Consider the following 12466-nt stretch of genomic DNA (forward strand, 5'->3'; position numbering starts at 1 on the left):
TTCGTACCAAAAACCGCGTTTCAATACTAAATTATCATTTTTTTAAGACATTTTAGTGTTGCCAAAATCAGTTTTATTCGCTAAATTTGCTTATCAAAAAAACTAAACATATGAGCACAAATTCCGACTTAAAAAAAGAGCTATCATTTAACGATTTTAAAACTCAGGTTTTAGAAGATTATAAGATTGCTGTAACCAGTCGGGAATGTAGCCTACTTGGTCGTCGCGAAGTATTAACAGGAAAAGCCAAATTTGGTATTTTTGGTGATGGTAAAGAAGTACCACAATTAGCATGGGCAAAAGCCTTTGCAAATGGCGATTTTAGATCAGGATATTATAGAGATCAAACTTTCATGATGGCTATTGGCGAATTAACTATACAACAGTTTTTTGCTGGTTTATATGCCAATACAGATTTATCTCAAGAACCAATGTCTGGTGGTCGCCAAATGGGCGGACACTTTTCTACGTTTAGTTTAGATGAAAACGGAAATTGGAATAACCTTACAAAACAAAAAAATTCTAGTGCAGACATCTCGCCTACTGCAGGACAAATGCCAAGACTTTTAGGTTTAGCACAAGCTTCTAAAGTATATAGAAATGTAAAAGGAATAGATACAACTAATTTTTCTACAGAAGGAAACGAAATCGCTTGGGGAACAATTGGTAATGCTAGTACAAGTGAAGGTTTATTTTTCGAAACCATAAATGCTGCGGGAGTTTTACAAGTACCAATGGTAATTAGTGTTTGGGATGATGAATATGGTATTTCTGTACATGCAAGACACCAAACAACTAAAGAAAACATTTCTGAAATTTTAAGTGGTTTCCAACGTGATAAAGATGCCAATGGCTACGAAATTTTAAGAGTAAAAGGTTGGGATTATGTTGCTTTAATTGAAACTTATCAAGAAGCTGCAAGAATTGCACGAAAAGAACATGTACCTGTTTTAATTCACGTTAACGAACTTACACAACCTCAAGGCCACTCTACATCTGGTTCTCATGAACGCTATAAAGATGCAGACCGTTTAAAATGGGAAAAGCAAAACGATTGTAACGTTAAACTTAGAGAATGGATGCTTGAAACAGGTATCTCTACAGACGAAGAATTAACTGCCATTGAAAAAGATATTAAAAAAGCTGTACGCGAAGGTAAAAAAGCCGCTTGGACAGCCTTTTTAAATCCAATTTTAGAAGAAAGAACAGAAGTCTCTAAAATACTTACTCAAGTAGCAGAAACTAGTGCCAATAAAGTTTTTATAGAAAAAATAATTAACGATTTATCTGCTATCAGTGAGCCAGGTAGAAAAGATATTCTTTCTACAGCTAGAAAAGTACTACGTTATGTTGTCAACGAAGACTCTTCAGCTAAAACAACATTAATAAACTGGATTGATACTTATTTCAATAAAATTCAACCAAAATACAGTTCGCATTTACATAACGAAACAAAATCAGCAGCCATAAATATTAAAGAAGTTAAACCTATTTACGATACAGATGAAGAAGTTGATGGTCGTGTGGTAATTAGAGATAACTTTGATGCTCTATTTAATAACTATCCAGAATCTTTAATATTTGGTGAAGATGCAGGAAATATTGGAGATGTAAACCAAGGATTAGAAGGTTTACAAGAAAAATATGGTGAGTTACGTGTTGCAGATGCTGGAATTCGTGAAGCTACCATTTTAGGTCAAGGTATTGGTATGGCAATGCGTGGTTTAAGACCAATTGCCGAAATTCAATATTTAGATTATATTCTATATGCGTTACAAATAATGAGTGACGATTTAGCAACCTTACATTACAGAACAAAAGGACGCCAAAAAGCACCACTAATTGTTCGTACTCGTGGTCATAGACTAGAAGGTATCTGGCACTCTGGTTCTCAAATGGGTGGCGTTTTAAATTTAATACGCGGTATACACGTTTTAGTACCAAGAAACATGACCAAAGCAGCTGGTTTCTATAACACATTATTAGAAAGTGACGAACCTGCTTTAATTGTAGAATGTTTAAATGGTTACCGTTTAAAAGAGAAAAAACCATCTAACTTTGGAGAGTTTAAAACACCTATTGGTGTTGTAGAAACAATAAAAGAAGGAAACGATATTACGTTACTTTCTTACGGCTCTACTTTACGAATTGTAGAAGAAGTAGCAAAAGAGTTACAACAAGTTGGTATTGATGTAGAAGTTATAGATGCACAATCTCTATTACCTTTCGATATTAATCATGATGTAGTAAAAAGCCTTGAAAAAACGAATCGTTTAATGGTTATAGATGAAGATGTTCCTGGAGGCGCTTCTGCTTACCTATTAGATCAAGTGTTAAATAAACAAAACGGGTATCAGTTTTTAGATAGTGCACCAAAAACATTAACAGCAAAAGCGCACAGACCTGCTTATGGTAGTGATGGCGATTATTTCTCTAAACCATCTGCTGAAGATATTTTTGAAGCAATTTACGCTGTAATGCATGAAGCAAATCCTAAGGATTTTCCTAAATTAAGATAAACATACAGACTTTATATTTGTTCTGCATCAAAGTTTTTACTTTTTAGTAAAGCTTTTTAACTATTTTTAAATTCTAACTTAAAAATTATGCTAACTAAAAAAGACAAAGAACTTTTAAGAGGAAATATTTTTAGACATTTAGACGGTATCGCAATAGCCACAACAACTTATGCACTGCATAAAAATGGTGTTTTACAATACTTATTAGATTATAAAATAGTAACGCTTACCAAAATCACCTCTCATTTTAATGCTAACGAGGGTTATTTAAATGTTGCTTTGAGATTACTTTGTTCTCAAGGTTGGCTAAACCAAAATGTAGACAATGAAAAAGACATTGTATCTTTCTCTATAAATGAAAAAAGCAAACAAGCATTTTCTTATGCACATATTTACAAAGATGCTGTAACCATATTAAATTACGCTGTAAAGTTTCCTGAAGAACGTATTGGTAGCGATGCCTTTTTAGCTCTAGAACGTGTGTTTAATAAGTATAGAGATAATTTTGGCCTTAAAAACACTAAAAGTAATACTGTAGAATATCAAATATTAAAACACATTGAAGGTTGTATTACAGCTCCTATTACTGTATTATTAGGTGTTAACGGTTTGTTCCATAAATATTTTATGGAAGCTTCTTTTACTGCAGAAGAGTACCATAAAGATCCAGAAAGTTTTAAAAAGATTTTAGATTTCCTTACAGATTTAGGATGGTTTAAAAAGAAAAATGAAACTTACCAATTTACAGACGAAGGCTTATTTTTTGCAAAACGAGCATCGGCTTATGGCGTAACCGTTTCTTATTTACCAACATTTTTAAAATTAGACGAGTTACTATTTGGTAACCCTAAAATTCTTAAAAATGATGATCCAGAAACTACCGAAAAACATGTACATAGAGAAATGAATGTTTGGGGAAGTGGTGGCGCTCATTCTACATATTTTAAAGTAATAGATCAAGTTATTATAGAGTTATTTAATAAACCTATAGATGAGCAACCTAAAGGTATTTTAGATATGGGCTGTGGTAATGGTGCTTTTATACAACATATATTTGATGTTATAGAACACCAAACTTTACGTGGTAAAATGCTTGAAGAGCATCCATTATTACTTGTAGGTGCAGACTTTAACAAAGCTGCTTTAAAAGTAACTAGAGCGAACCTTATTAAAGCAGATATTTGGGCAAAAGTTATTTGGGGAGACATTGGTAGACCAGATCTATTAGCTAAAGATTTAAAAGAAGATTATAATATTGAGCTAAGCGATTTATTAAATGTTCGAACCTTTTTAGACCATAATCGTATTTGGGAAACACCAAAAAAACCAACAAATCGTGTAAGTAATTCTTGTGGTGCTTTTGCATATCAAGGTCAACGAATAAGCAATAACCTAGTTGAAGATTCTTTACTAGAACATTTACAAAAATGGAAACCATTTGTAGAAAAATTTGGCTTATTAATTATAGAGTTACACACTATAAAACCAACACTAACAGCTAATAATATTGGAAAAACAGCATCTACTGCTTACGATGCTACACATGGTTATAGTGACCAATATATTCTTGAAGTAGATGTGTTTAATAAAATTGCACAAGAAGCAGGTTTAAATCAAGATCCTAAATATTTTTCAAAATTTCCTAATAACGATTTAGCAACGGTAAGCATAAACTTATTAAAGGGAAAAAAATGATTCATTTAATAGTTGGAAATACTGGTGCAGGAAAAACAACTTACGCTCACAAACTTAAGGAAGAAAATAAAGGCATAATTTTTTCTATAGATAAATGGAATAACATTTTATTTATGCCAGACAAAACAAAAGAAGATAAACTTGATTGGATGTTAGAAAGAATATCCAGAAGCGAAACACTAATGATGCTTTATATTTTGCAATTAGAAGATAATAGTGTGGATTCTATTTTAGATTTAGGCTTCTCTAAATTTAAACATCGCGAAAAGTTTAGAAATTTTGCTGCTAAGCATAATATTAAATATCAATTACACTTTTTAGACAGCTCTAAACAAATTAGAGAAAACCGCATTTTAAAAAGGAATGCAGACAAAGGCATTACTTACGAGTTTAATGTAAAGCAAGAAGATTTTGAATTTATGGAAACATGGTTTGAGCCGCCTAATTCTAGTGAGTTAAAAAGTGCCATCCATATTAAAGCATAAAAAAAGCCTGCACTTGCAGGCTTTTTTTATCTAATTTTAAATTTAATTAAGACTTTAAAAAATCCATTAAAATAGAATTTAACTCTTCCTTATGCGTAATATTTAAACCATGTGGCGCACCTTCTATAATTTTATAAGTAGAATTAGCTATACCTTTTGCTGCTTGCTCTGCAGATGTTCCTATTGGTACTGTATTATCTTCATCGCCATGCACAATTAAAGTTGGAACTTTTACATTTTTTAATTCTGGTCTAAAATCTGTATGCATCCAAGCTAAAGCTGCTTGAATTGTACCTCTTGGCGAAGCATGAGAAGCCACTATAAAATCGTAATCTAAAACAGCTTGACTAATACGTCCTTCTTTTTTAGTTTCATCAAAATTATAAAACCCTTTATGAAAATCTTTTAAAAAGCCAACGCGATCATTTTCTAAAGCATTTTGTATGTCTTTAAGTGCAGATTCTGGTACACCTGCTTCATTATCCTCCTTTTGTTTTACTAACGGGACAATAGAAGAAATTAGTGCCGCTTTAGCAATTTTACTATCTCCATATTCTGTTAGGTAACGTACTACTTCGCCGCCACCCATAGAGAAACCAACTATAATAGTGTCTTTAAGTTTTAAATCTTCAATAATTGCATTTAAATCACTAGCTAAAGAAGAATAATCATATCCATCCCAAGGTGCAGAAGATATACCAAAACCTCTTCTATCGTAAGAGATACAACGGTAACCGGCTTCTACAATTTTCCAAACCTGGTGCTCCCAGGATTTTCTGCTTAGTGGCCAACCATGAATTAATATTACAGGTTGTCCTTTACCGTAATCTTCATAAAATATATCTACTTGTTCTGTACTTTTTTTGTTTGAAATAAATGGCATCTATTAAATTTTTGGTTAATATTTTCTTTAAACTGAACTAAAAAATTCAGCAACCAAAAGGTACTTCAATTCTAAAAAAAATACTGTTAAATAATTTTTAATTGTGATAAATTTAAATGTTATATTGAAAGCATAAACTAAAAAACAAACCCTTCTTTTTAAAAAGAAAATATATGAAAGCTGTTTCTGTAGTTACCATTAGAAAAGAGTTAAAACACAAAAGCAATCAAGAACTTGCCGAGTTATGCCTGCGTTTATCTCGTTTTAAAAAAGAAAATAAAGAGTTATTAACCTATTTGCTTTTTGAAGCAGATAGTGAAGCTGGTTACATAGAAACTGTAAAGCAAGAAATAGATGAACAGTTTGATTTAATTAATACTAATAGTTTTTTCTACATAAAGAAAAGTGTGCGTAAAATTCTACGAAACACTAAAAAATATATTAGATACTCTCTTAATAAGGAAACTGAAGTTGAACTACTACTCTATTTTTGCAAAAAGCTTAAAGCTATGAAACCTTCTATATCAAGGAATACAACACTTACAAATCTTTACGATCGTAATATTGAAGCTATCACTAAAAAGGTTTTAAAACTACATGAAGATTTGCAATATGATTATAATCTTGAGTTAGAAAATATGTAATGCAAATATTTAGTACGTTTAAAATTTGTTGATAATAATTCCCAAGCAACTGCAAAAAAAATGAAAAGAATCCACTTTGCGAATTTGAATAAAAAAGGGCGTTGGATTTTACTACCGCTTATTTTAATTGGATTGTTTCTTATAATAAATGGAGTTTTTGATTTTATTGAATTTAAAAATCCAAAAACCCATAAATATTTGAATACTTTAGGATACGTAATTGTTTTTGGGTTTAGTACGCAAATGTTTTGGTATAAAAATTATATTCAATGGAACAACAGAGGTATGTTAATCAAAATCAAATCGTTTTTGGGAAAAAATATAAAATTTAAAGAAATCATATCATCTGAATTGACAAACAAAAAACTAATTTTAAAAACGGTTTACGGAAATAAAATTGAATTTGACTTGAGCGAGATTGTAGAATCTGACTCGAAAAAATTACATGAGATAATTAGAAAAAAAATGCTTGCCAACAATTTATAAAAACGCTTGTTTTAAAGGTTTTTCCACCATTTAGTGTAGATGTTAGCAGAATCTTTCACCAAAATTTCTTGTCCAATAGTTGGTGTTATAACATCTAGATTTAAAGCTTTGGCTTTTTTTGTAACACGTTCTATTGGGTCTGTCCATTCGTGGAGCGCCAATTTAAAACCAGCCCAATGAATTGGCATAATTTTTTTGGCTTTAACATCTACTCCAGCCTGCGCTGTTTCTTCAGGCATCATGTGTATATCTGGCCACATTTTATTGTATTGACCGCATTCCATTAATGCCAAATCAAAAGGACCATATTTTTCTCCAATAGTTTTAAAGTGAGAAGCATAACCGCTATCTCCACTAAAATAAATGTTTTCAGTTTTAGAGCTTATTACCCATGAACTCCAAAGTGTACTTTGACCATTATTAAGTTTTCTTCCAGAAAAATGTTGAGCTGGTGTGCAAACTAATTTCAAGTTATCTAATTGTTTGCTTTGCCACCAATCTAATTCTGAAATTTTATTATTAGGTATTTTCCATGCTTTTAAATGTTCTCCAACACCAAGTGGTACATAAAAATGTTTTGTTTTATCTTTTAAACTTAGTATTGTTTTATAATCTAAATGATCGTAATGATCATGAGAAAAAATAACAGCATCTATTTCTGGTAGTTTTTCAACTTCTAAAGGAAATTCTTTGTTAAAGCGATTTGCTCCTAAAATTTCTAATGGCGCAGCAACTTTACCAAACATTGGATCTAAAAGAATATTTTTATTATCTATTTGCAATAAAAAAGACGAATGCCCAAACCAAAGCATCCTAGCTTCTCCTTTGTAATTTGCGATAGATGCAGAGTCTATTCTAGTTGCAATTAAATCTGCCTTTGGTCTTCCATTAGGTACTTTTTTTGTAAAAAAAGTATAAGTAAGTTTCATGGTTTCTAAAAAACTTAATTCTTTAGGAACAGGATTTGTATTTTTAAACTTTCCGTTTTTATACTGTTTAGATTTTGCATAAACAATTTGCTGCTCTTTACTAATGTCTCCTCCAAAACTAGGATAAAAATTTGTTAATAACAGATATGTTATTACAAGCAGACTAATAATTACAAGTGTTATTACCATTACATATTTAAGTGTTTTTTTAAACATTCTATTTAAATTGGCTCATTATTATTTTATCAAAAATACAATCTTCCAACCATTTTTTAATAAGCATTGTAACACCATATACTTTATTACTTTAGTTGTGTAATATATTAAGTATCTGTCAATATGGAAATCACTCTTGTAAATAATACTATTTTACTCATAATAATCTACATGTTAAAATTTATTACAAAAAAAAGCAACCTAATGGCTGCTTTTTTATTTCGCTCTTTATATCTATTAAGCTACTTGCTCTTCATGTTTACCTTCGTAAACTTCCTCTACTAATTTAGAGTTAAAAGCAGGTAAATCGTTTGGATTTCTACTAGTTACTAAACCGCTATCGCAAACTACTTCTTCGTCATACCATTTAGCACCTGCATTTTCAATATCGGTTTTTATAGAGTTGTAAGATGTTACTTTTCTACCTTCAAGTACTCCAGCTTCGGCTAAAAGCCATGGCGCGTGGCATATTGCTCCTACTGGTTTATGATTTTCGAAAAATGATTTTATAAAATCTATAGCATCATCATTCTGCCTTAAAGTATCTGGGTTTATTACACCTCCAGGCAACATTAATGCATTATAATCTTTTTGCGAAACTTCGCTTAAAGTTTTATCTACTTTATAATTGTTACTCCAATTGCCATTATCCCAAGCTTTAATTTCTCCTTTTTCAAGAGAAACTATATGTACATCTGCTCCTGCATCTTCTAAGGCTTTTTTTGGTTCTCTTAATTCGCTTTCCTCAAATCCATTAGTTGCTAAAATTGCAACGGTCTTTCTATTTAAATTTTCCATTGTTAGTGTTTTAAGATTAATAATTTGTTTACTCGAAGATACTATGATTAAAGGCTTTTATAAGAATTTGAAGCTTGCTTTAACTTCAATTTAGCACGAGATGTTAACGAAATAATCTCAAGTGTTAATTTAAAAATAAAACGTTAATAAAATTAAGATTAGAAACGAGAAAGGTTAATTTAAAATTCTTACCAACAACTCTTTTAATAAATCTTTTTGCGGCACTGCATTGGCATTTACACCTTTGCTTTTAACATCAAACTCACGTAAAGTAGCAACAATACCACTTACTTTACGCATAGGAAAATTACGTGCAGCATCTAAATATTCGCTTACAAAGTATGGGTTTACACGCAATGCAGAAGCTACGCTTCGTGGAGACTTATCATTCATACCATGTAATTGCAATAATTGAGAAAAGAAATTATAAAGTAGCGAAACAGTTACAACCATTGGGTTGTCTTTTGGGTTATCACCAAAATAGGTTATAATTTTAAATGCTTTTGCATCATTGCGGGCACCAATAGCTTTACGTAGTTCGAAATTATTATAATCTTTACTAATACCTATATTTTCTTCTATATGCGATGGTGTAATTTCTGAACCTTCAGGAAGTACTATTTGAAGTTTTTCTAGTTCATTATTAATTTTAGCAAGATTAGTACCTAAAAATTCAACAAGCATTTGCGAAGCCTTTGGAGTAATTTTATAACCTTTTGTAGATAAGGTTCTTCTAATCCAATCTGGTACTTGATTATCGTAAAGCTTCTTACTCTCGAAAACAATACCCGATTTTTTAATTGCTTTATAAACAGCCTTACGTTTATCTACAGATTTATATTTGTAACACAAAACCAAAACAGTTGATGGCTGTGGATTTTTAGCATAATCTGATAGTTTGTCTATAGTTCTAGATAAATCTTGTGCTTCTTTAACAACAACTACTTGCTTATCTGCCATCATAGGAAACCGTTTAGCATTACCAACAATATCTTCGACTGTTACATCACGACCGTATAATACCATTTGGTTAAAACCACGTTCTTCTTCTGCTAAAACATTGCTTTCAATAAATTCTGAAATTTTATCAATATAATATGCTTCTTCACCCATTAATAAATAAATAGGTGCTAGTTTATTGTTTTTTATGTCTGTTACCAGTTGTTTTACTTCGTCCAAAGTTATAGCAATTCCAAATTAAAAAATAAAAATTCCAAAATAGAAACTAATAAAAAGCGTTTGTTATTTGGTATTTAATTGTTGAAGTTTAACTTTGAAAAAACTATAAAACACTGTATGCAAGAGCTTAACTTTCCAAAGTTTTCGTTCCGTTTCAAAAATAGCGAAAATAAAGTATCTATATTCGATGCAATTCGTAAAAAATTTGTGATTTTACAACCTGAAGAATGGGTTAGGCAACATTGTGTACAGTATTTAATTGATGTAAAAGGCTACCCTAAATCGTTAATTAATGTAGAAAAAGAACTAAAAATCAATGATTTAAAAAAAAGGTATGATATTGTTGTTTTTAATACAAACGGAAGCATACATTTAATTGTAGAGTGTAAAGCACCAAAAATAAAAATTAGCCAGTCTACTTTTGATCAAGTTGCCCGTTATAACTTGGCATTAAACGCAACATATTTAATGGTAACAAACGGTTTAAACCATTATTATTGCATGATGGATTTTGAAGCAGAAAAATATAATTTTCTTCAAGATATCCCAGATTTTAAGCATTAAAATTTAATACATAACAATAAAAATTTGAAAATAGCAGTCGTTATATTAAACTGGAATGGTAAAAAACTTCTTGAAACCTTTTTACCTTCTATTATAGCATATTCAAAAGAAGCAACCATTTATGTTGCAGATAACGCATCAAGTGATGATTCTTTAGCATTTGTTGAAAATAATTTTACCACAGTAAAAATTATAAAAAATAAGGAGAATGGTGGTTATGCTAAAGGTTATAATGACGCACTAAAAGATTTAAAAGAAGACATTTTTTGCCTAATAAATAGCGATATAGAAGTTACGGAGCAGTGGCTAACTCCAATTATACAAACTTTTAAAAACGAAGAAAACACAGCAATTATCCAGCCCAAAATATTAGATTATAAAAATAAATCTTATTTTGAATACGCTGGTGCAGCAGGTGGTTTTATAGATAAATTTGGTTATCCATTTTGCCGAGGTCGTATTTTCAATACTATAGAAAAAGATTTAGGGCAATACAATAACAATACAAAGATTTTATGGGCAACTGGTGCTTGCTTTTTTATTAGAAGAAACGTGTTTAACAGCTTAAATGGTTTTGATGAATCGTTTTTTGCTCACATGGAAGAGATAGATTTATGCTGGCGTGCTTATAACCAAGACTTTGAAACTAAATATATTTGGAATTCTACTGTATATCATGTTGGAGGCGCTACTTTAAATGCTGTAAATCCTAAAAAAACATATTTAAACTTTAGAAATAGTTTAGCAACTTTAACAAAAAATGCTTCAGGTAACTTATTTATACTAATATTAGTACGGTTAACTCTAGATGGGTTTGCTGCAATTAAATTTTTATTAGAACTAAAACCTGCTCATATCTTAGCTATTTTAAAAGCACATTTTGCCTTTTACTCTAGACTTCCTAAGCTTTTAAAAGAACGAAAATCACTACAACAAAAAAGACTTTACTTTAAACAAAAATCTATTGTATGGTCTTATTTTATTGATAATAAGAAGTTATTTTCAGATTTATAATTTTTTAGCAAAAGTTTTGTTAATGCTTCTTTTAACATTTTAAAATTAGCTACTTTTGAAGCGTTATAATTTAATTTTATTACAAAACAACTATGAAAAAACTAATGATATTTGGTGCTGCGGCATTATTAACTTTAAGTTCATGTGTGTCTAAAAAAGACTATATGGCACTTGAAGACAAACACAAAGAAACACAAGATTTATTAAATACTGCAACCGTTAAACTTAATAAATGTCTAGCAGACGAAGCTGCATCTGCTGCTCGTTTACAAGAATTAAAAGACCGTTTAGCAGATATGAAATCAAGCAATCAAGCATTGATTGAAACATCTAAAGATTTAACTGTATTAACTACACAAGGTGCTAAAAATGTAGAAAAATCTCTTGAAAGCTTAAAAGAAAAAGATTTAAAAATTTCAAGACTACAAGATGCTTTAACTAAAAAAGATAGTGTAACTCTAGCTTTAGTAACTAGCTTAAAGAAAGAAGTTGGTTTAAACGATGAAGACATTGAAATTAATGTAGAAAAAAGTGTTGTATTTATCTCATTATCTGATAAGTTATTATTTAAAAGCGGAAGCTATAACATTACAAGCAGAGCTAAAGAAATTTTAGCAAAAGTAGCTACAGTAATTAATGGCAAGCCTAACTTTGAAGCAATGGTAGAAGGTCACACAGATAATGTACCTTACAACAGAGGTGGCGTTTTACAAGACAACTGGGATTTAAGTGTAAAAAGAAGTACATCTATTGTAAGAGCTTTACAAGAATTAGGTGTTAAACCAGAACAATTAATTGCAGCTGGACGTGGAGATCATTTACCATTAGTATCTAACGATACTGCTGAAAATAGAGCCATTAATAGAAGAACAAAAATTTACATTCTTCCTAAAATCGATCAATTTTACGAAATGATTGAAACAGAAATGAAAGAACTTTCTAAAGAAGGATAATAAACAAATTATCTATAAAAAAGCCCAGTCGAAAGATTGGGCTTTTCTTTTTTATTAAAATATCTAAAGCTTCAGTATATCCTGAAAAACATTACTTAGTC

The 12466-nt window shown here is 30.5% G+C and carries 12 protein-coding genes; 8 read left to right on the plus strand and 4 right to left on the minus strand.

What is annotated here, in order from left to right; all coding sequences use genetic code 11:
* The first annotated feature begins 110 nt into the window (after nt 1-110).
* The 3 genes from LACAL_RS14210 to LACAL_RS14220 all read left to right on the plus strand — a co-directional run bounded on the left by LACAL_RS14210 (nt 111) and on the right by LACAL_RS14220 (nt 4699).
* Nucleotides 111-2519 (plus strand): thiamine pyrophosphate-dependent enzyme, encoded by a 2409-nt coding sequence (locus tag LACAL_RS14210; protein ID WP_013871457.1) that lies wholly within the window; start codon nt 111-113, stop codon nt 2517-2519.
* A gap of 87 nt (nt 2520-2606) precedes the next feature.
* On the plus strand, nt 2607-4214 hold the full coding sequence (locus LACAL_RS14215; RefSeq protein WP_013871458.1) for a class I SAM-dependent methyltransferase: 1608 nt from the start codon (nt 2607-2609) through the stop codon (nt 4212-4214).
* Complete coding sequence (locus LACAL_RS14220; protein ID WP_013871459.1) at nt 4211-4699, plus strand: AAA family ATPase; 489 nt, start codon at nt 4211-4213, stop codon at nt 4697-4699. The genes LACAL_RS14215 and LACAL_RS14220 overlap by 4 nt, the downstream gene beginning before the upstream one ends.
* 46 nt (nt 4700-4745) lie before the next feature.
* Here the strand turns inward: LACAL_RS14220 and LACAL_RS14225 are convergent, their stop codons facing one another.
* Complete coding sequence (locus LACAL_RS14225; protein ID WP_013871460.1) at nt 4746-5582, minus strand: alpha/beta fold hydrolase; 837 nt, start codon at nt 5580-5582, stop codon at nt 4746-4748.
* 173 nt (nt 5583-5755) lie between these two features.
* On the opposite strand from LACAL_RS14225, the gene LACAL_RS14230 reads away from it, so the two are divergent.
* A complete protein-coding gene (locus tag LACAL_RS14230; RefSeq protein ID WP_013871461.1) occupies nt 5756-6226 on the plus strand; it encodes a hypothetical protein in 471 nt (156 codons plus the stop codon).
* 60 nt (nt 6227-6286) lie between these two features.
* The gene (locus tag LACAL_RS14235) at nt 6287-6712 is read left to right on the plus strand and encodes a hypothetical protein (protein WP_013871462.1); all 426 of its coding nucleotides are present in this window, start codon (nt 6287-6289) and stop codon (nt 6710-6712) included.
* Between the two features lie 11 nt (nt 6713-6723).
* On the opposite strand, the gene LACAL_RS14240 is transcribed toward LACAL_RS14235, so the two are convergent.
* From LACAL_RS14240 to holA, 3 genes are all read right to left on the minus strand, one after another.
* Complete coding sequence (locus LACAL_RS14240) at nt 6724-7857, minus strand: MBL fold metallo-hydrolase (protein ID WP_148256145.1); 1134 nt, start codon at nt 7855-7857, stop codon at nt 6724-6726.
* A gap of 237 nt (nt 7858-8094) precedes the next feature.
* On the minus strand, nt 8095-8655 hold the full coding sequence (locus LACAL_RS14245; protein ID WP_013871464.1) for a type 1 glutamine amidotransferase domain-containing protein: 561 nt from the start codon (nt 8653-8655) through the stop codon (nt 8095-8097).
* Between the two features lie 174 nt (nt 8656-8829).
* A complete protein-coding gene (gene holA, locus LACAL_RS14250; protein WP_013871465.1) occupies nt 8830-9834 on the minus strand; it encodes a DNA polymerase III subunit delta in 1005 nt (334 codons plus the stop codon).
* Nucleotides 9835-9951: 117 nt separating this feature from the next.
* Between holA and LACAL_RS14255 the strand changes: the two genes are divergently transcribed.
* The 3 genes from LACAL_RS14255 to LACAL_RS14265 all read left to right on the plus strand — a co-directional run bounded on the left by LACAL_RS14255 (nt 9952) and on the right by LACAL_RS14265 (nt 12365).
* Nucleotides 9952-10398 carry a type I restriction enzyme HsdR N-terminal domain-containing protein gene (locus LACAL_RS14255; protein ID WP_013871466.1) on the plus strand — a complete coding sequence of 149 codons (447 nt, stop codon included), beginning with the start codon at nt 9952-9954 and terminating at the stop codon, nt 10396-10398.
* Nucleotides 10399-10422: 24 nt separating this feature from the next.
* A complete protein-coding gene (locus LACAL_RS14260) occupies nt 10423-11412 on the plus strand; it encodes a glycosyltransferase family 2 protein (RefSeq protein ID WP_013871467.1) in 990 nt (329 codons plus the stop codon).
* Nucleotides 11413-11504: 92 nt separating this feature from the next.
* Nucleotides 11505-12365, plus strand: a complete 861-nt coding sequence (locus LACAL_RS14265; RefSeq protein WP_041301586.1) for an OmpA family protein — start codon at nt 11505-11507, stop codon at nt 12363-12365.
* Nucleotides 12366-12466 lie beyond the last annotated feature (101 nt).

Source organism: Lacinutrix sp. 5H-3-7-4 (genome assembly GCF_000211855.2).
Classification (GTDB): Bacteria; Bacteroidota; Bacteroidia; order Flavobacteriales; family Flavobacteriaceae; genus Lacinutrix.

Bases quoted from the DNA above. Each gene is read 5' to 3' on its own strand.
- LACAL_RS14210 (WP_013871457.1), top strand. From the start codon at position 111: ATGAGCACAAATTCCGACTTAAAAAAAGAGCTATCATTTAACGATTTT.
- LACAL_RS14215 (WP_013871458.1), top strand. From the start codon at position 2,607: ATGCTAACTAAAAAAGACAAAGAACTTTTAAGAGGAAATATTTTTAGA.
- LACAL_RS14220 (WP_013871459.1), top strand. From the start codon at position 4,211: ATGATTCATTTAATAGTTGGAAATACTGGTGCAGGAAAAACAACTTAC.
- LACAL_RS14225 (WP_013871460.1), bottom strand. From the start codon at position 5,582: ATGCCATTTATTTCAAACAAAAAAAGTACAGAACAAGTAGATATATTT.
- LACAL_RS14230 (WP_013871461.1), top strand. From the start codon at position 5,756: ATGAAAGCTGTTTCTGTAGTTACCATTAGAAAAGAGTTAAAACACAAA.
- LACAL_RS14235 (WP_013871462.1), top strand. From the start codon at position 6,287: ATGAAAAGAATCCACTTTGCGAATTTGAATAAAAAAGGGCGTTGGATT.
- LACAL_RS14240 (WP_148256145.1), bottom strand. From the start codon at position 7,857: ATGTTTAAAAAAACACTTAAATATGTAATGGTAATAACACTTGTAATT.
- LACAL_RS14245 (WP_013871464.1), bottom strand. From the start codon at position 8,655: ATGGAAAATTTAAATAGAAAGACCGTTGCAATTTTAGCAACTAATGGA.
- LACAL_RS14255 (WP_013871466.1), top strand. From the start codon at position 9,952: ATGCAAGAGCTTAACTTTCCAAAGTTTTCGTTCCGTTTCAAAAATAGC.
- LACAL_RS14265 (WP_041301586.1), top strand. From the start codon at position 11,505: ATGAAAAAACTAATGATATTTGGTGCTGCGGCATTATTAACTTTAAGT.